This is a genomic window from Paenibacillus sp. FSL R5-0486, assembly GCF_037975155.1.
GTDB lineage: Bacteria > Bacillota > Bacilli > Paenibacillales > Paenibacillaceae > Paenibacillus > Paenibacillus amylolyticus.
Map to the genome: position 1 here is coordinate 7,215,855 of NZ_CP150237.1, position 19,741 is coordinate 7,235,595.

Annotated in this window: 19 protein-coding genes and 1 tRNA gene; 4 read left to right on the forward strand and 16 right to left on the reverse strand. The window is 44.7% G+C overall.

Features of this window, described 5'->3' with window-relative positions; translation table 11 throughout:
- Positions 1 to 126 precede the first annotated feature (126 nt).
- From MKY01_RS31840 to MKY01_RS31855, 4 genes are all read right to left on the reverse strand, one after another.
- A tRNA-Ser gene (locus tag MKY01_RS31840) sits at positions 127 to 217 on the reverse strand.
- A 103-nt stretch (positions 218 to 320) separates the two neighbouring features.
- On the reverse strand, positions 321 to 530 hold the full coding sequence (locus MKY01_RS31845) for a DUF951 domain-containing protein (RefSeq protein ID WP_036611950.1): 210 nt from the start codon (positions 528 to 530) through the stop codon (positions 321 to 323).
- Positions 520 to 1,461, reverse strand: a complete 942-nt coding sequence (locus MKY01_RS31850) for a mechanosensitive ion channel family protein (protein ID WP_127547526.1) — start codon at positions 1,459 to 1,461, stop codon at positions 520 to 522. Before MKY01_RS31850 ends, MKY01_RS31845 begins: the two co-directional genes overlap by 11 nt.
- Before the next feature lie 14 nt (positions 1,462 to 1,475).
- Positions 1,476 to 1,739 carry a DUF3343 domain-containing protein gene (locus MKY01_RS31855; protein WP_017691427.1) on the reverse strand — a complete coding sequence of 88 codons (264 nt, stop codon included), beginning with the start codon at positions 1,737 to 1,739 and terminating at the stop codon, positions 1,476 to 1,478.
- 117 nt (positions 1,740 to 1,856) lie between these two features.
- Here MKY01_RS31855 and yyaC point away from each other — a divergent pair, with 117 nt between their 5' ends.
- Positions 1,857 to 2,462 carry a spore protease YyaC gene (gene yyaC / locus MKY01_RS31860; RefSeq protein ID WP_036611957.1) on the forward strand — a complete coding sequence of 202 codons (606 nt, stop codon included), beginning with the start codon at positions 1,857 to 1,859 and terminating at the stop codon, positions 2,460 to 2,462.
- Here yyaC and MKY01_RS31865 read toward each other — a convergent pair.
- The 12 genes from MKY01_RS31865 to rpmH form a co-directional block, all read right to left on the reverse strand.
- Positions 2,437 to 2,937, reverse strand: a complete 501-nt coding sequence (locus MKY01_RS31865; protein WP_036611960.1) for a DUF4446 family protein — start codon at positions 2,935 to 2,937, stop codon at positions 2,437 to 2,439. The genes yyaC and MKY01_RS31865 overlap by 26 nt on opposite strands.
- Positions 2,938 to 3,077: 140 nt before the next feature.
- Positions 3,078 to 4,232, reverse strand: coding sequence for an aminotransferase class V-fold PLP-dependent enzyme (locus tag MKY01_RS31870; RefSeq protein WP_339284932.1), 1,155 nt, complete (start codon positions 4,230 to 4,232; stop codon positions 3,078 to 3,080).
- A gap of 161 nt (positions 4,233 to 4,393) precedes the next feature.
- Positions 4,394 to 5,239 carry a ParB/RepB/Spo0J family partition protein gene (locus MKY01_RS31875; protein WP_036611964.1) on the reverse strand — a complete coding sequence of 282 codons (846 nt, stop codon included), beginning with the start codon at positions 5,237 to 5,239 and terminating at the stop codon, positions 4,394 to 4,396.
- Entirely contained in the window at positions 5,232 to 5,993 is a 762-nt protein-coding gene (locus tag MKY01_RS31880; RefSeq protein ID WP_036611966.1) for an AAA family ATPase, read from the reverse strand. Before MKY01_RS31880 ends, MKY01_RS31875 begins: the two co-directional genes overlap by 8 nt.
- Positions 5,994 to 6,182: 189 nt before the next feature.
- Positions 6,183 to 7,001, reverse strand: a complete 819-nt coding sequence (gene noc, locus MKY01_RS31885; protein ID WP_036611968.1) for a nucleoid occlusion protein — start codon at positions 6,999 to 7,001, stop codon at positions 6,183 to 6,185.
- Positions 7,002 to 7,517: 516 nt separating this feature from the next.
- Entirely contained in the window at positions 7,518 to 8,240 is a 723-nt protein-coding gene (rsmG, locus tag MKY01_RS31890; RefSeq protein WP_036611970.1) for a 16S rRNA (guanine(527)-N(7))-methyltransferase RsmG, read from the reverse strand.
- Entirely contained in the window at positions 8,240 to 10,129 is a 1,890-nt protein-coding gene (mnmG, locus tag MKY01_RS31895; RefSeq protein ID WP_036611972.1) for a tRNA uridine-5-carboxymethylaminomethyl(34) synthesis enzyme MnmG, read from the reverse strand. Before mnmG ends, rsmG begins: the two co-directional genes overlap by 1 nt.
- Positions 10,130 to 10,351: 222 nt before the next feature.
- Positions 10,352 to 11,728, reverse strand: coding sequence for a tRNA uridine-5-carboxymethylaminomethyl(34) synthesis GTPase MnmE (gene mnmE, locus MKY01_RS31900; protein ID WP_036671881.1), 1,377 nt, complete (start codon positions 11,726 to 11,728; stop codon positions 10,352 to 10,354).
- Between the two features lie 210 nt (positions 11,729 to 11,938).
- Positions 11,939 to 12,640 carry an RNA-binding cell elongation regulator Jag/EloR gene (gene jag, locus MKY01_RS31905; protein ID WP_036611977.1) on the reverse strand — a complete coding sequence of 234 codons (702 nt, stop codon included), beginning with the start codon at positions 12,638 to 12,640 and terminating at the stop codon, positions 11,939 to 11,941.
- Positions 12,637 to 13,515, reverse strand: a complete 879-nt coding sequence (locus MKY01_RS31910; protein ID WP_076252192.1) for a YidC/Oxa1 family membrane protein insertase — start codon at positions 13,513 to 13,515, stop codon at positions 12,637 to 12,639. The genes jag and MKY01_RS31910 overlap by 4 nt, the downstream gene beginning before the upstream one ends.
- 75 nt (positions 13,516 to 13,590) lie before the next feature.
- Entirely contained in the window at positions 13,591 to 13,941 is a 351-nt protein-coding gene (gene rnpA / locus MKY01_RS31915; RefSeq protein ID WP_036611981.1) for a ribonuclease P protein component, read from the reverse strand.
- Positions 13,942 to 14,299: 358 nt separating this feature from the next.
- Positions 14,300 to 14,434, reverse strand: coding sequence for a 50S ribosomal protein L34 (gene rpmH / locus MKY01_RS31920; RefSeq protein ID WP_017691413.1), 135 nt, complete (start codon positions 14,432 to 14,434; stop codon positions 14,300 to 14,302).
- A 576-nt stretch (positions 14,435 to 15,010) separates the two neighbouring features.
- On the opposite strand from rpmH, the gene MKY01_RS31925 reads away from it, so the two are divergent.
- From MKY01_RS31925 to gntK, 3 genes are all read left to right on the forward strand, one after another.
- Entirely contained in the window at positions 15,011 to 15,685 is a 675-nt protein-coding gene (locus MKY01_RS31925; protein WP_017691412.1) for a GntR family transcriptional regulator, read from the forward strand.
- A 210-nt stretch (positions 15,686 to 15,895) separates the two neighbouring features.
- Positions 15,896 to 17,257, forward strand: coding sequence for a gluconate:H+ symporter (locus MKY01_RS31930; RefSeq protein ID WP_036671886.1), 1,362 nt, complete (start codon positions 15,896 to 15,898; stop codon positions 17,255 to 17,257).
- Between the two features lie 66 nt (positions 17,258 to 17,323).
- The gene (gntK, locus tag MKY01_RS31935; RefSeq protein ID WP_339284933.1) at positions 17,324 to 18,871 is read left to right on the forward strand and encodes a gluconokinase; all 1,548 of its coding nucleotides are present in this window, start codon (positions 17,324 to 17,326) and stop codon (positions 18,869 to 18,871) included.
- Positions 18,872 to 19,741 lie beyond the last annotated feature (870 nt).

Consider the following 19,741-nt stretch of genomic DNA (forward strand, 5'->3'; position numbering starts at 1 on the left):
AATGATGCATCTGATATGGATACATGTTCAATAAAACGTTATACAAAAAAAGACTTTCCTAATGGAAAGTCTTCTTATCGATCTTTTTATTAAACTCAATGTGTATTGAGTAAATTACAATTGAAGTGGCGGAAAGGGTGGGATTCGAACCCACGCACGCTGTGACACGCCTAACTGATTTCGAGTCAGCCCCCTTGGGCCTCTTGGGTACCTTTCCGCAGCAATATTGATTATAGCATGATCATTTACAGAACGCAACACTCCTACGGAGCCTGCATGTAAACGTTATTACGCATACTGCATACCGAATTATTGCAAGATCAGGATTCAGTGGAATCTTCGGCTGAACGCAGTACCTTCTTCATGTTTTTTTCGAATTTCGCTCTTGGAATCAACACGCTGTGTTTACATCCGACACACTTAATCCGAATATCCATACCCATACGAATGATCTCCATCTCATTGCTGCCACAGGGATGCTGCTTCTTCATCTGCACGATATCCCCAAGCTGGAAACTTTTACGCTCCACCTGTGCCATCCCCCTCATCTTTCTCCAAAGCTACTGCCTGTTCCAATACAGCTTGATTGCTCATCTCATGATACTCCAGCGTTTTTTTCACATCGCCCTGAATCTGACGTTCCACCGAAGCACGAGAGTTAGGCATACATTCAGCCACAATTCGCACCACATACTCTGATGTGGACATCGACTGAATACCGAGCACATCCGGCACCTTTACAATATTTAGGTCACGCTCTTCAATCCCAACCAAAGACTTTTTCACCAGATGTACCGACTCATCGAGACTTAAGTCCGCCTTCATCGGAATATCCACTACAGCCAGCGAATTCGACATGGAGTAGTTCGTTACACTTGCAATCGCCCCGTTTGGGATAATGTGCACTTCACCTTGCCAGCTGACCAGTTTCGTTGTTCTAAGTCCGATCACTTCAACCGTTCCCTTGTAGGTTCCCGTCTGAATAACATCCCCCACAGCGAACTGGTCCTCCAATATAATGAAGAAACCGGTAATAACATCCTTGACCAGACCCTGTGCACCAAAACCAATGGCAAGCCCGAGCACACCGGCACTCGCGAGTAGAGGTCCAACTTGGATATTGATCTCAGATAACAGTAGCAGAATCATAATAAAATTACATGTTATGGAGGTCGCATTTTTCAACAGTTCCCCTACGGTTACGAACCTGCGCGGATTCACGCGAATCTTGCCTTCCTGCTTGCGTTCCATGGAACGATCTATAATCCGATAGACTACCTTAATGACAATACGGGTGATGATAAAAATAATGATGATCCGGATTGAGCTGAACATAATGTTAAGCCACATTTCTGGATCTGCAATTTTGTTCCAGACTTTATCCGTCCAACGAAGGGCTTCATCCACGGCGGCTACCGGACCGCTAGCTGTAGTCCCTTGAGCAAACTGAAATGACAACATTCATCATCCCTCCTCTACATCGGTATGTTATCATAGCTGTCTTCTGTTTTGAAATAGAGGCCTCGGATCTCTACGAACTCGTTACGAATGATCTTCTGCACTCGCTCCAGATCCTCTTTTGGAAACTGAATACATAACGCACACCCTGCTGTAATTTCTTTTGGTGTAGGGAACAAATCAATCTCTATCTCAGCAAACTCCAGCAGCATTTCAGCACGCAGTGCCTGCTGGGTTGAATCAAATGCAATCAGCATCCAATCGTTAATCCATTCGTCCATGTCCGGCTCCTTTCGCCATACGTCCAACCCTAGAGAAAAAGCTTGTCCTCGTGAAGTATAAAACGCTCTACCTTTCCATATACTGTTACTACTATTCCAAGGGAAAGGATAGATCCTATGAATCCTACTTCGCGTTCCTTTTCATCACAAGACATGACCAGTTTGAAAATCCCCCATACCGATCCAGGTATTCACTCGGCCATTACCCATCGTTTAATGTTCCATCTCTATAAAGCCCATTCTCTGCAAAATGTAGTGATTGTCTGCATCGGCACAGATCGCTCAACAGGCGACTGCCTTGGTCCTCTGGTCGGATCAGCCCTTTCCAAGTGGGACAGCCCTTTATTCCATCTATATGGTACCTTGGATGAACCAGTCCATGCGATGAACCTGCAAGATACACTCCACAACATACAGAAAACACACCATAACCCTTATGTGATTGGCATTGACGCATGTCTCGGACAATCATCCAGTGTAGGATGCATTCAAGTTGTGAATGGCCCACTCAAGCCGGGTGCGGGGGTAAATAAAGAATTACCGCCGGTCGGCGATATCCATCTGACAGGTATCGTTAACGTCGGCGGCTTTATGGAATACTTTGTTCTACAGAACACACGGCTCAGTCTTGTTATGCGCATGTCCGAGATTATATCCAGCAGTCTGTACTCGGCCATCCGGGAATGGCATACACGTTCTACTCTGCTTGCTGTGCCAGAGTAATAGCTTCCTTTTCCTCTGGGGACAGAGTATACGTGGACTCTCCCCCTTTAAGAGGTTTGGCATATACGTAAGAACCGTCACGGTTATATATCCCCGTAAGGATCATGCCATCCTGGCTATCGTTAATCATGGCCATTGAGAAGCTCAGATCACTGCCACGCTCTCCATATGCATTGTACCTTTTCACGCCAACTTTACCTTGAATGCGGGTCAGCTTTTGCATGACAACTTGCAGCTGATTCGTTTGCAGTTTGTGTTCATCCTCAATGCTGTCCATCTGAATTTTCAGATTAACCAGCAACGATTCCAGGTCCTCTACTCCACTGCCAGCCATCATGGCTTCATATTTACGTTTAAACTTTCGTAACTTTGCCCCTTGAACAATACTCACAATCAGCAAGATCACCGTAAGTAATGCCATTCCGCCAATAATCCATAACAGCTGTTCCAGAATCAGCTCGTTTAATTCAGCCATGTAATTGCAACTACCCCTCTATATTTTTGATCAGATTAACGTCTGTCCTGTAATATTATCATTCTTTATAAATCAACCCGATATCCATAAGCTTAATCAAGCAACCCTATATCAAATGAGTTCATCATTTCAACTCTAATCTAGTCTGCCCCAGTCAATTCCAACACTGCCTTAACGAGTGCTTCCACATGTTCTCTAGTTGAATTGTACCCCACACTGGCCCTTACTGCTCCGGTAGCGGTTGTACCAGCAGATTCGTGTGCAAGCGGTGTGCAATGAAAACCGGAGCGAACCGCAATCCCATAATTCCGATCTAAACGGAAGGCCAGTTGTGCTGAATCATACCCATCTACAGTAAAAGATACTAATCCAGTGCGTGGCTGTCCAATCTCTGGACCAAGCATTCTAATGCCTTTAACGGATGACAGCCCATCCATTATATGTTGGGTCAGTTCCCACTCATGTTGGTAGATGAACGCGGGTGTCATCTCAAGTACATGTTTCACACCCGCATTCAGCCCTGCGATCCCGACTGTATTCGGCGTCCCCGCTTCATACCGATCAGGACGCACCTTTGGTTGCTCTACAGCTTCTGACTGACTTCCTGTTCCTCCATGAAGTAAAGGCTCTATATCGAGCTCTGGAGCAATGTACAAGCCCCCTGTACCCTGAGGACCAAGCAGTCCCTTATGCCCTGGAAAAGCCAACATATCAATGCCCAATTGTTGTACATTCACAGGCATAACCCCAGCACTCTGAGCTGCATCTACCAATAAGATCGCCTGATGTTTACGACATAGGAGCGAAATTTCTCCAATAGGAAGAATACTGCCAAGCAGATTCGAACTATGTGTACATACCACCAATCCGGTATTGGAGCGAAACATACGTTCCATTTGCATCAGATCAATGGCTCCAGCAGCATCAACAGGTACATAATCAATCTCCACATTTCGGAGTCTGCGCATATACTCTAGTGGTCGTCTGACTGAGTTATGTTCAGCCATGGTGGCAATCACATGGTCGCCCTCTCTGAGCGAGCCTTGAATCGCCAAATTCAGTGCTTCTGTCGTATTTGATCCGAATGCAATATCATTCGCATTTTTGATTCCAAAGATATTGGATATTGATCTTCTCGCCTCGAACAATACACGACTTGCCTGAACAGCCATACGGTGACTTCCTCTGCCAGGATTGGCTCCGGCAATCTCCAATGCACTCAACATCGCATCACCGACAGCAGGTGGTTTGGGCCAAGATGTTGCTGCATGATCTAGATAGATAACTCCCTCCACCTCACAACCACCTCTGTCCTATAAATTAATAATTCGCCTGCACATATTGCACATATAACCCTATAAACAAAGAATGACATATCGTTTCTCCATGGTACAGAGGCGATATGTCATGACATGAGTAAGCCCCGCATGTTGTTAATGAATCATAGAGCCGACTGTTATTGTAACAATTCCAATAGCCGTTCCAGATCCTGTTGACTGTAGTAGTTGAGCTCAATTTTACCTTTATCTTTATTGTGCTTGATTTTCACTGTAGTTTTGAAACGTTCACGAAGAGATTCTTCCAATGTATCAATGAATGGATCTTTCTTTTTTAACTTCGATTTGGCTTTAGCCTCACCTGTTTTGGAGCGATCCAGTTGTTGAACAGCTTCCTCCAACTCACGTACACTCCATTGCTGATCAATGGTCTGTTTCGCAAGTTGCTTCACTATAACCTCGTCTTTAACACCTACGATCGCACGTGCATGTCCCATAGATAATGTTCCACGTGAAACATGGTCTTTTACTTCTTCGGGCAAAGATAACAGACGCAAGAAGTTAGCAATGTGAGAACGTGATTTACCTACTTTTACAGACAACTCTTCCTGAGTCAACGCGAATTGATCCATTAACCCCTGATAAGCAACTGCAACTTCCATAGCGTTCAGATTCTCCCGTTGCAGGTTCTCGATCAACGCAATCTCCATTACCTGCTGATCACTGAAGTTGCGGACTACAGCCGGTACCGTGGCATTACCACAATATTGCGAAGCTCTGAACCGTCGTTCTCCGGCAATAATCTCATAACCTCGTAATACAGGACGAACAATAATGGGTTGTATGACACCGTGCTGACGAATGGACTCAGCCAGTTCATGTATTGCGCCCTCATCAAATACTTTACGTGGTTGATAGGGGTTAGCCCGCAGTTGACTAATCGGGATTTCTACGACTTTATCATCGTCATTAATTGAAAGCGAAGGAATGAGGGCATCAAGACCTTTTCCAAGCCGCTTACTCATAAGAAATCACTTCCTTTGCGAGCTCTAAATACACTTCCGCCCCTCTTGAACGAGGGTCATACGTAATAATGGATTGACCATGAGATGGTGCTTCACTAAGCCGTACGTTACGCGGAATAATCGTTTGATATACTTTTTGTTGAAAATACTTTTTCACTTCTTCAATAACCTGAATCCCCAGATTGGTCCGCGCATCAAACATCGTCAGCAATACCCCTTCAATCTGCAGGGATGTATTCAGATGTTTCTGTACCAGACGAACTGTATTGAGCAACTGACTTAATCCTTCAAGTGCATAATACTCACACTGAATCGGAATGATCACCGAATCGGAAGCAGTCAACGAATTGATCGTTAACATACCAAGAGATGGTGGACAATCGATCAGTATGTAATCATAGTTTTTTTTCACCATGGCGAGTGATTTTTTCAGGCGAACTTCCCGTGATATCGTGGACACCAATTCGATCTCGGCTCCGGCAAGCTGAATCGTTGCAGGTATGATATGAAGGCCTTCAATCTGAGTCTCCAAAATTGCTTCTTGAGGAGGAACCTCATTAATAATGACATCATATATACAATTAGCCACATCTGCTTTATTGATTCCGACTCCGCTGGTTGTATTCCCCTGAGGGTCAATATCGACAAGCAATACTCTTTTCCCGAGTGAAGCCAGTCCTGCACCCAAGTTAACAGATGTCGTCGTTTTCCCCACACCGCCCTTTTGATTTGCTACGGCCATAATCTTAGACAATTACTTCACCTCAAATAAAATAGGAGTCTTTTCTGTAGGTTGTGAGATATTGTTAACAAAAAGCAGGCGGCTATCGTCCACACAAACAACAACTACCGTTCCATCAATATACCGACCGTTCTTTAAACATGTCAGACCTAACTTGCTTTATAGACATAAAAAGCGGCCCATTGCCGCCATAAGCTTCAATTATTTGCGTTTTGGAATATGGATAACGATCTCATAATGATCCTCATGGTCTGCTTCTTTTGTTTTGATGTCCAGACCAGAGCCAGTTACCATATCAATGGATTGGCGAATTGTATTAAGTGCAAGCCTTACATCCTTGGTAAAGGAAACACGTCTAGATTTTTTAATCTTGGAAGATTCCTTGTAGAAGGCAACACGTGCCTCTGTCTGTTTCACATTCAATTCTTTTTCGATAATCTCACCGAGCAACTTCATCTGCAGTTCTTCCGTATCCAGAGAAAGTAATGCCCTTGCATGCCGTTCAGAAATTTTGCGTTCCATCAATGCGGCCTTAATGCCGTCCGGAAGCTGTAACAACCGAATTTTGTTCGCGATGGTTGACTGGCTTTTACCGAGTCGTTGTGCCAGACTTTCCTGTGTCAATTGATGCAAGTCGATCAGCTTCTGATAAGCGACAGCTTCCTCAATGGAAGTCAATCCTTCACGCTGCAAGTTCTCAATCAGTGCAATGGATGCGGCCTGAGAGTCGTTGAATTCACGCACAATAGCCGGAATCGTATCCAAACCCAATTTTCGAACTGCACGCCAGCGACGTTCCCCGGCAATAATCTCATATGATCCATTTCGCACGCGAACGACAATAGGCTGAATTACACCATGTGTTTTGATCGTCTGCAACAACTCATCAATTTTATCATCATCAAAAATAGTACGGGGTTGATATGGGCTGCTCACAATTTCATTAACCGGAATCTGTTTGATCTCATCTCCGTTATTGCGCTCCGCCAAACCAAACAACTTCGAAAATTGTTCTTTCATTCCGCAGATTACCACCTAGTTTCGTAATAGCTCCCACAGTCTTTGCAGGTGCTTCTTATTCAATAAGCGACCTTTCACATGCATCGTTCTTGGAATAAGTTTTGCCTTTCATAACGCTTTCTGTCATGCAACATCGAACGCATATCCATCTATCTATACATATAATCTATGATCGCTGTGACCCAGGATCGGATACTTCTATTCTATCATCTTTTCTATCATAATCCTATGCTTACCTATTCTTTAAACTCTACTAATTATCCTGCTTTTTCTTTGTGAATATTGGAAATATGACGACTTGCACACATTCAATTAATGAAATTGTTCATGAGTTACTGTGCGTAAAATTCATCAATACAGGTTCTTTAAAAGATATGTAATACGAAGTATCTGTAATGTTGATCCAGTCCTCCATTTTAGAAAACAAAAAAAAAGAGAATGTTTCACGTGAAACATCCTCTTCATCCATGTCTAAAATTCTATTTTGTTTTGACTTACTTCAAAACCATCACGCAACTATATCAGCGGAGTCTTCATTGGAGTACCTGGTTTACGCGGATACTTATATGGTGTCTTATCAAATTTCTGAATCAGAATGATGTGACGCTCTGATTCTTCAACCGGCAGCTGGAAAGGATGAACGGCCTTAACCCGTCCTTTCAGCTGATTGAAGCTGAACTCCGCTTCCTTCATTTCTTCACGCGGGTCTCCGCCCTTCATGGCAGCGAATATTCCACTTTTACGAACAAACGGAAGGCAGAATTCATTCAGCACAGCCAGCTTGGCTACTGCACGCGCCGTAACGAGATCGTAGCTGTCACGATACCCTTCTTTGCGTCCAATCTCTTCAGCACGTCCATGGACCAATTCCACATCAGTCAGACCAAGGATATCTACCACATGCTGTAGAAAGCCAATACGTTTATTTAATGAATCAATGATCGTAAGCTTAATATGCGGGAAACAGATCTTCAGTGGCAATCCCGGAAAACCCGCTCCTGATCCAATGTCAGCAAGCTTATTCACTTTGGTCATGTCAGTATAAAAAGCCAGCGATACCGAATCATAGAAATGCTTGGTGTACACTTGCTCCCGATCCGTAATTCCGGTCAGATTCATCTTTTCATTCCAGGATACCAGTTCCTGATAATACAATTCGAATTGCTCCAACTGGAGTTCGCCCAGCTCTAATCCATGTTTCTTTAGGCGCCGCTGCAGTTGCTGTTGAATATCGTCCATTATTGTCCCCTTGCTGCGGTTACACGGTTATAATGCTCCAGGTAGACCAGCAGAATGGAGATGTCGGCAGGAGTAACTCCAGCAATACGAGAAGCCTGACCAATCGAGATTGGACGAATCGTAGCGAGCTTCTGTTTGGCTTCCATAGCAAGACCATGAATCTCATCATATACGATAGTGTCCGGAATTTTCTTTTTCTCCATCTTTTGCAAACGTTCCACGTGGATCAATTGTTTCTCAATATAACCCGCATATTTAATTTGTATTTCCACTTGTTCTTTCATATCTGCTGTCAGTTCTACCTCAGATGGTGAGAGCTGTTCAATCAGTTCATACCCCAGCTCCGGGCGACGCAGCAAGGTAAGCAACGTACTGCCATCCTGAATAGGTGTAGATCCGTACTCTTCCAGCTTGGCATTCACTTCAACCGGGCGAGCTTTAGCCACTTTCAGACGTGCAACTTCCTGCTCGACTTTCGCCTTTTTATCTAGGAATTTCGCATAACGCTCTTCAGGGATCAGGCCAATGTCATGTCCGATTTCCGTCAAACGCATATCTGCATTATCATGGCGAAGCAACAGACGATACTCAGCGCGTGAAGTCAACAGACGATACGGTTCATTTGTACCCTTTGTCACCAGATCATCAATCAGCACGCCAATATAACCTTGGGAACGATCCAGTATTACCGGCTCTTTCCCCTGTACTTTGAGTGCAGCGTTGATTCCAGCCATAACACCTTGTCCTGCTGCTTCTTCATAGCCAGAGGTACCATTAATCTGACCCGCCGTAAACAGACCTGGTAGACGTTTAGTTTCCAGTGATGGCCACAATTGTGTAGGCACCATCGCATCGTATTCAATCGCATAACCATTACGCATCATTTCCACTTTTTCCATACCTGGAATGGAACGCAGCATAGCCAGTTGAACGTCTTCTGGCATACTCGTAGACAACCCCTGTACGTAATACTCGGATGTGTTCTTGCCTTCCGGCTCAAGGAATATCTGATGTTTCGGCTTGTCGCTGAAACGAACAATTTTATCTTCAATGGAAGGGCAATAACGTGGTCCGGTTCCTTCAATAAGCCCCGAGAACATCGGAGCACGATGCAGATTATCATTAATAATCTGATGTGTATCCACAGATGTATACGTCAACCAGCAAGGCAACTGCTCATTATCGGAAGATTCTGTTTCATAGGAAAAGAACTTCGGCTTGTCATCACCAGGCTGAATTTCGGTTTTGCTAAAATCAATCGTATCCTTATGCACACGTGGTGGTGTACCCGTTTTGAAACGAACCAGATCAAAGCCCAGTTCACGCAGATTCTCTGACAATTTAAGAGATGGTTGTTGATTGTTCGGTCCACTCTCATACATCAGCTCGCCCATAATTACTTTACCGCGCAAATATGTGCCTGTTGTCAGAACGACCGCTTTAGCCCGATACTCTGTTCCGGTCTGAGTCACAACGCCTACACATTTTCCATCTTCAACGATCAGTGAATCAACCATACCCTGACGCATCGTCAGATTACGTTCATTCTCCATTGTTTCCTTCATTTTATGCTGGTAGGAGAATTTATCTGCCTGAGCACGAAGCGCGTGAACAGCAGGCCCTTTACCCGTGTTAAGCATCCGCATCTGAATAAAGGTTTTATCGATATTCCGTCCCATTTCTCCACCAAGTGCATCAATCTCACGGACAACATGTCCTTTAGCCGGTCCCCCAATAGATGGGTTACAAGGCATAAAGGCCACCATATCCAGATTGATCGTAATCATTAGTGTTTTGGACCCCATACGAGCTGCGGCCAGCGCGGATTCCACACCAGCATGCCCTGCACCAACGACGATTACATCATAACTGCCGCCATCAAAAGCCATTCCCGTTTACCTCCTTATTCCGCTGCATTTGGTGTAACTCACGCAGACGGATCATGTTCTACAATAATGAAACTACTTCTAACCGTTCATCGGAACTTGCATCCCTATCTATATGAAACCAACACGTAATGGCTACAATATCATTCTATCCTTTGACAACAGGCAGAGATTGTACCTCTCCATCATACACTACGATTTAACTCAATCGGCAGTATATTATTTTTACTTTCCTAGACAGAACTGGGAGAAAATCTGATCAATTAATGCATCATGTGCTGTATCTCCAACAATCTCGCCCAAATGCTCCCACGCCAAACGAACATCAATCTGTATCATATCGATCGGAATGAACTGCTCTGCTGCTTCATAGGCATCAACCAGAGACTGCTTCGCTTTTTTGAGCAAAGCAATATGACGCACATTGCTGACATAGGTCAGGTCTGCTGACTCCAGTTTACCACTGAAGAATAGCGTAGAGATGGCATCTTCCAGTCGATCCACACCCAGATCATCTTTCACCGACATCGGTACAAGCCGTTCTTCCGGAATGTAACGAAGCAGCACGTCACGTTCTACCTGTGGCGTTAAGTCCATTTTATTCATAATGATTATCGATTGTCTACCGCGGATTTGTTCCAATAATTCAATCTCATCGGGATGAAGTGGCTCCGCAGCATTCACAACCATCAAGATCAGATCGGCTTCACTTACTGCAGAACGAGAGCGTTCTACCCCGATCTTCTCTACAACATCCATTGTTTCCCGGATTCCTGCCGTATCCAGCAACTTCAGTGGGATATTATTGATTGTAATGAACTCCTCGATCACATCACGAGTTGTTCCTGGAATATCCGTGACGATGGCCCGATTGTCTTGCGCAAGTGTATTCATCAATGAGGATTTACCTACGTTAGGTCGTCCAACGATAGCCGTCGTGATACCCTCTCGCAGGATCTTTCCTTGCTCTGCTGTAGTCAGCAATTTATCAATTTCAGTCATAACCTGACTGGACTTTTCCTTAATAAAATCAGACGTTAACGACTCCACATCATGCTCGGGATAATCGATATTCACTTCAATATGAGCCAGTGTTTCCACCAATGTATATCGTAGATCACGCAATTTGGAGGACAGCTTGCCTTCAACCTGTTTCAGTGCAACCGAGAAAGCTCGGTCCGACTTGGAACGAATAAGATCCATGACACCTTCCGCCTGAGACAGGTCAATCCGCCCATTGAGGAAAGCACGCTTCGTGAACTCACCGGGTTCAGCCAGACGAATATCAAGCTGCAACAACAGGTCCATGACCCGTTTAACAGACACTACACCGCCATGTGCACTGATCTCCACCACATCTTCTGTTGTGAACGAGCGTGGTGCTCGCATGACCGTAACCAATACTTCCTCAATCTTTTCCCCATTAACGGGATCTATGATATGACCATAATGAACCGTGTGAGATGCTGCCTGAGTTAAAGGGGTTTTGCTGCGAAAAATCTTTTCCGTCTCCGACACTGCTTCCGGGCCGCTGACCCGGATCACGGCGATACCCGCCTCTCCGACAGCCGTTGATATCGCTGTGATCGTATCACTGATCATAGTTATCTCTCCTTGCTCTATTTTAAATTGCCGTCCCTCTGGGGACGCCATATCCATTTTCAAATCTACTAATGATATATCATATGACATGTTGTTTATCGTATTAAGTCCACTCTTTACTTGTTCTACGCACCTTATCAAATTGCTTCTGTACGAAAAAAGCAATGGCTTCTGCACCGGGCAGGAAGCCATTGCGTCTTTAATTTCGTGTTATTTCGTCGTAATAACCACACGCCGATTAGGCTCCTCGCCCTTACTTAACGTCTTAATCTGCGGGTGATTTTGCAGTTTTGCATGGATGACTTTTCGTTCGAGCGGAGGCATTGGTTCCAGTACAACTTCCTTACCGGTACGGATTGCTTGTCCAGCCAACCGTTCAGCCAGATCCTCCAGCGTCTTCCGCCGACGTTGACGGAAATTCTCCGCGTCGAGCACAATTCGAACGAAGCTTTCCGAATATCGGTTCGCTACAATGTTCGTTAGATACTGAAGCGCATCCAGCGTCTGTCCACGTCTGCCAATAATCATGCCCAGATCTTCGCCGGCAATATTGAAGATATGTCCATCCCGCTGTTTTTTGATATGCACTTCAACATCCAGTCCCATACCTGCTGCGACCTCTTTCAAGAAAGCAGCCGCTTCTTCATAGGGATTTTTAGCTGCGACATCCTCGAGTAATGCATCTACTTCAGACTTGTATGCAGCTGGCTTGATCGGCTGTGGAACAACTTCCGGTACAGGCAATAATTTCACTTCAACTTTGGCCGCCCTCACCCCGAACAAACCCAGGAATCCTTTTGACGGCTGCTCTAACACTTGTATCTCGACCTTGTCCCGACTTACGCCAAGCTCGGTCAATCCTTGGTTTACAGCATCTTCAACGGTTTTTCCTGACGTAATGACTTTGGTCATTTCGATTTTTTGGCCCCTTTCGACCCTTTCCCAGAGACGGTCGCTTTGCCACCGTTTTTGCGTTTAGCTCCATTTTTGGAAGAGCTATTCTGCTTCACGTTGACCTCAGCTACGATTTTATCATTATTCCGGTAAAGGAAATAGTTTTGCACGATCGTGTAGATGTTACTGTAGAACCAGTACAGCGGAAGTGCTGACGGGAACTGATAAGACATCACGAAGATCAAAATCGGGTACACCCACAGCATAAACTGCATCGGACCAATTTGCTGTGCAGGGTTCATACGCATCATCATCCAAGTTTGAATGAATGTTGTGATGGCAGCCAGCACTGGCAAAATAAACAGGTGATCGGGTGATCCGAGCTGGAGCCACAAGAAATCATGCGTTCTCAGACTGGAGTTTCCGTAAATTGAGTTATAAAGTGCGATGTAAATCGGCATCTGAATGATAAGTGGCAGACAACCGGCCATCGGATTAACTTTGTTCTCCTGGAACAACTTCATTGTTTCTTGCTGAACTTTCTCAGGTGTATCTTTAAACTTGGCTTGAATCTCCTTCAGCTGCGGCTGAATCGCCTGCATAGCTTTGGAGCTACGGACTTGTTTCATTGTTAGTGGTAAAATCAATGTCCGTACAATAAGCACCATCACGAGGACGGCCAGTCCATATTCACCTTTGAACCAGTTGGCGAATGTATCCAGCGCCAGTGAGAACCAGTACACAACATTGGCTTGCCAAAAAGAATCACTATTCTTTAGATCTTCCGTAGTAACCCCGGCTCCTTGTGGAGTACATCCGGCGAGTACAGTGACCATTGCAATGACTGCAATGAGGAGAATCCACTTCCCCTTTGATGTCTTCAATCGCGACACTTCATAACCCCTCTCTTAACCATTCCATTCCATCGTAAAATCATACCATAATTAGGAGGACAAATAAACCGAAGCTTACCGCTTGCTCGACTTCAAAAGAGAGCCCTTTCGCATCGCATGTAGCAGGCTTTTTTCCATTTCCTTATAGGGCATGTCCAGTGCACCTTTTCTGACGATAAAAATCAGATCCATCTGCGTGACGATCTCATGCTCATGATGACGAACAATTTCCTTGATCATGCGTCTCATCCGGTTGCGTACGACAGCGTTTCCGATTTTCTTGCTGCATGATACGCCGACCCGAAATTGTTCCGTATCTTTACGGCGACAGCCATACACCACGAATTGATGATTGGCAAACGATTTCCCATACCGGTATACACGGCTAAAGTCCGCCCGGTTTCGTAGACGCAGTCTTTTATACACGGCGCTTCTCCTTGCTCTTCTCCACCAATGTTATTGACGGAGGCCTCATTACTGATTTAGTATAGGCTTTCTTGAATGACGGTAAACCGCCTTGGCGACAACTTCATTTGGGATGATTGTTAATCAGCTACTTGAACTGATTCGCATTCATCCGGGATGAATGTTGATTGGCCATTTAAACCTATCAACGATTCATCATTATATAAGGTAAGTTTTCGAAAAATGGAAAACTCACTCAACATACATTCGTGTGTGTTCAGCACTTTTTCGCAGACCATTCAGACCTGATCTGTAGCAGCATCCAGTCTGATTTGAGCTAATTAAGAAAAAAAAGACCACCTCGGTGGTCTTCAATGCATTAAGCACTCAGGTTTTTACGGCCTTTAAGGCGACGTGCGGCCAAAATTTTACGGCCGTTGCTCGTGCTCATTCTTTTCCGGAAACCATGAACTTTTTTACGTTTGCTAACGTTCGGTTTGAATGTAGGTCTCAATGTATTGCACCTCCTCACAAGGAAATACTTATGTGATGAATCACTTTCATCTTCACAGAAAACACCTTTATATATTTAACCATGACCACCTGGAAAAGTCAACTGCAAGGCGCAAGGCTTCTCCCTCTTTTATATATGCTCTCCATCCTACCCATAGTAATGACCACAGTCCGTTCACTTCAATACCATGACCAAGCCCCGAAGAGAGTCCTAAAAGTTATCCCCATACCCTGATCAGATCACCCTATTTCAGCATTTATAGTTATCCACACCCTCCAATACCCGTTATCTCCTTCATTACAGCCTGATTAAAGTTATTCACATGTGGATAATGATTATAGGCTATTAATATCGTCATATTCTAATCCCGTTGTATCCGCTTCAATTAAGGTTTACAAGCTTTTGAGAAAGGTGTAGGATAAAAATCACATCTTGTATACAAGTAGTCCTTTGAAAAAAACATTAGCCGTTAGCTTGTAGCTACAGACTATGGATGGAACTGAATGTCCAGTCCGCAAAATAGTTATGCTATGATCAGTAATGAAATGATTACTTATTAATAGGAGCGTTAGCCATATGTTATTTCCTTCTTCCTGGCTCCAAGGGGCTTCCCGTGGTGAAGCCATTGCCTGCGAATTAAGGCTGCGGATCATCAGCGGTACTCTACGACCTGGAGAGATTTTGTCGGAAAACCGAATTGCGGCTGATTTTGACAGCAGTCGTTCACCTGTCCGTGAAGCGTTACGAACATTGTCCAATGAAGGACTTATTCGACTTGAACGTATGGGTGTCGTTGTCATTGGACTACGAATCAAGGATGTCGAAGAATTGTATGATGTCCGTTTCCTGATTGAAAGTTTTGTGCAGCAGCGACTTGCTGGTGATGTCCCAGAATCATTAATCACCCAGCTGCGCAACGTGATCGACAAAATGCAACTTGCTGGACGACATCAGGACGCTGTCGAATTTGCCTATCAGGATCTCGTTTTCCACGAGACCATCATTGAAGCTGCTCAGCATTCCCGTATTTCACATCTATGGAAGAGTATTCGATATGTTGTGATGACCGTTATGCTGCTCACAACGCGCAGAGTATTTGTTCAAGGTGAGCAGAAAGTAAGCGCTGTAATTGAGAAACACCGTTTGCTCGTTGAAGCACTTGAATCAGGTGACAAGATGCTCATTCAGGCTGGAGTCCGCACGTATTTCCAAGATTCTGGCAAAACCCTGCACGAAAGCTTTGATTCTTAATCGATGCAAGGCGTTTGCAATCATATCCGTCGTGAATGATTGCGACTTAACTTGTCGACAAGTATACAAAATGCGATTTTGTTTCAAATTTGGGCATGATAAAACTACATTTTTCGCCAACACCTTCTGCGATACTGGTACAACTTTAATTGTTGACGCTAATTTCACTTGTAAGCGTTCTATATCAGAAATAAAGGAGCACACAACATCATGAGCACTCTTTTTGGACTATCCCACAACGCAACATTATTGGTTTGGACGTTAATTGCGATCGTTTTTCTGATCGTTTTGATCTCCAAGTATAAATGGAATCCCTTTATCACCCTACTGTTGTCCGCATTAATGCTCGGTTTGCTTACAGGCATGAAACCTGCCGATGTGATCTCTTCCATTACCGGGGGACTTGGCGGCACACTTGGAACCATCGCAATTGTTATTGCTCTCGGTACAATGCTTGGTAAGATGATGGCCGAATCTGGCGGTGCCGAGCGCATTGCAACTACATTAGTTGATCGGTTTGGTGTGAAACGTGTGCACTGGGCCATGATGATCGTTGGATTTATCGTTGGTATTCCCGTTTTCTTCGAAGTTGGCGTGATTTTGATGATTCCCATCATTTTTACCGTTGCACGTAAAACCAACATGTCTTTGCTGCAGATTGGTATTCCCATTTTGGCAGGTCTGTCGACTGTACACGGTTTGGTTCCACCCCATCCAGCGCCAATGATAGCAATTGAAGCCTTCAGCGCGGATCTGGGTAAAACCATTTTGTACTCTCTTATTGTTGGTATTCCTACAGCGATTATTGCAGGTCCCTTGTTTGGTAAATTTATTGGTAAAAGAATACACACCGAACCGCCAGCAGAACTGGCTGAACAATTCGCAACCAAAACAAACAGCAACATGCCTGGGTTTGGTATTACCCTGTTTACCATATTGCTGCCGGTCATTTTGATGCTGATTGGTTCCATTGCAAGCATCATTGACCCAAATGCCACGAGCGGTTTCACCGTTTTCAGTGAATTTATCGGCCATGAGATCATTGCTTTGCTCATTTCAGTTGTATTTGCCCTCTTTTCACTCGGCTTTGCACGTGGATTCACCAAACACGATATTTCCCGTTTCACCAGTGAATGTCTGGCGCCTACGGCGACCATCATTCTCATTATTGGTGGAGGCGGTGCCTTCAAACAGGTATTGATCAATAGTGGTGTGGGTAACGCGATTGCTGAAGTCGCTACCCATGCCAACATCAACGTGATCCTGTTTGCCTGGCTTGTCGCTGGTCTCATTCGTGTAGCTACCGGTTCAGCAACCGTAGCCATGACAACAGCCGCCGGTATTGTCGCTCCAGTGCTTGCACTCACACCAGGGGCCAATATTGAGCTGGTTGTACTCGCCACAGGTGCGGGGTCACTCATCTTGTCTCATGTAAACGATGCGGGATTCTGGATGATCAAAGAATTCTTTAATATGAGCGTTTCCCAGACATTGAAAACGTGGACCGTTATGGAAACACTATTATCTGTAGTGGGACTGATCTTTATTTTGCTCCTGAGTACAGTGGTATAAATGGAGTATCTATAGTAGAAAGAAATTAAAATCTTATCGCTTTCTGAAGAAAGAAGGATTAAATACATGAACAACTATATGATTGGGATCGATATTGGTACCACCAGTACCAAATCCGTATTATTTACCGAGCAGGGCTCTGTCGTCAGTACCTCAACGCAGGAATACCCTTTGTATACCCCGGCACCCGATGTTGCCGAGCAGGACCCTGAAGAGATTGTACAGGCGGCCCTCCGCTCTGTACGAGGAGTCATGGATCAGAGTGGTGTTGCTGCCGAGCAGATCCTGTTTGTATCCTGCAGCTCGGCTATGCATAGTGTCATTGCCATGGGACAGGATAATAAACCCTTAACCCGTTGCATCACCTGGGCGGATAATCGAAGTGCAGCTTGGTCTGCCAAGCTGCAAGAGAATGGATTGGGCCATCGCATCTATCTGCGCACAGGTACACCGATCCATCCCATGTCACCGCTGACCAAATTAATGTGGCTGCGCCACGATGAACCTGAACTTTTTGAGAGTACCGCCAAATTTATTTCGATTAAAGAATATCTGTTCTTCCGTCTATTCGGACAATATGTCGTCGACCATTCCATCGCTTCCTGCACAGGTTTGCTCAATCTGGAACAACTGGACTGGGACGCAGAGGCCCTTGAGGTTACAGGCATTACACCCGACCATCTCTCGAAGCTTGTACCTACAACACATATATTAGAAGGAATGAATCACGAATCGGCTGAAAAAATGGCTCTCTCCCCCTCTACGCCCTTTGTTATTGGCGCAAGTGATGGGGTTTTATCCAATCTCGGCGTAAATGCCATTGAACCTGGTGTTGTCGCAGCAACCATCGGAACCAGCGGGGCCATTCGCACTGTCGTGGACCGTCCGGTTACCGATCCCAAAGGTCGAACCTTCTGTTATGCCCTCACAGAGAATCTTTGGGTCATTGGTGGACCTGTGAATAACGGTGGCATGCTGTTTCGTTGGGTGCGGGATGAATTCGCCGCGTCTGAAGTGGAGACAGCGAAACGACTTGGCATCAATTCCTATGATGTACTGACCAAAATTGCCGAACGTGTCCGGCCGGGATCGGAAGGGCTTCTGTTCCATCCGTACCTTTCGGGCGAACGTGCCCCTTTATGGAATCCGGATGCCCGTGGCTCCTTTTTTGGCTTAACACTCCATCACCAGAAAGAGCATATGATTCGTGCTGTCCTGGAAGGGGTTATTTTCAACCTATATACGGTACTGCTCGCCATGGAAGAACAGATTGGGCAACCTACCTCCATTCAAGCCACAGGTGGATTTGCACGCTCTCCTCTCTGGCGCCAGATGATGTCTGATATCTTCAATCAGGAAGTGGTTGTACCCGAGAGCTTCGAAAGTTCCTGTTTGGGTGCCGTCGTGCTTGGTTTGTACGCTACAGGGCGGATCCAATCGCTTCATGCCGTTTCTTCCATGGTCGGTACAACGCATCGGCATACCCCTATCAAAGAGAATGCTGTACTCTACCAAGAGCTGCTGCCCATCTTTATTCGGATCTCTCGCAAACTGGAAGAGGAATACGCAGATATCGCTGAATTCCAGCGTAAGATGTCCCTTCCCCGTCTCTAAATCATCAATCCATACTTCGTCTCTGCATTAAAAAAGAGGGTGTCCTCTAAAACCAAAAATCGGTTTTAGAGGACACCCTCTTTTGCTATACACGCATAATCTATCCTTTGATTTCATATTATACATTCATACACTTCAACCTCCATATTCGAGCATCAGCTTACCTCTTATCCTGATAATTCTCATTCCATATGTCTCAAAATGAAGTCATCTATGTCCATTATTCTTATACATTGTCATCACAGAATTACCATCTACTCAGAAAATACACCACTGATCTTGTTCAATTAAAAGCATGAGTTTACTCCCCCTCTCCGTCTCCCATCCAGATACTGAATTCGTCGCTTTCACCATCGCCCCATTGGCAAGAAAAACACGAGGGTGAGAGGTCACTCTTTTTCCGATCTCAATCATGCTTTGTTTTCACTTCACGGTTATCCACAGACAGGTTATTCACAAACGAAGAATACTTTTACACACAATTTGGCATCATTTGACGGATAACCTGTGTATAAAACATTTTGGGTTTTTGGGTCATTCTGTCGAAAGTTAAACAGTTTATAAACAATATATTGTGTTGTGACTAAAAATTATACACAAGTTATTGAATTTGTGGATAAAATCACGCGATACGTTGAAATGCGGGGTTTCTTTTGCTATGATTGTATTACTTTTGGATGTGAATATGTGATCTGACCCATAATATTATCAACAGCCTGTGGATAAAGTTGTGAACAATTTTCCGTTGTTCATACTTTTTTTGTTTTCGACCTGCGGGGGTTTGGGGATAAATTCAACAATATATCTCGTATTTCGACACTGCATCATGGCTTAAGCCACACTTGGAACATGTAAAAGGAGTGACAGTCT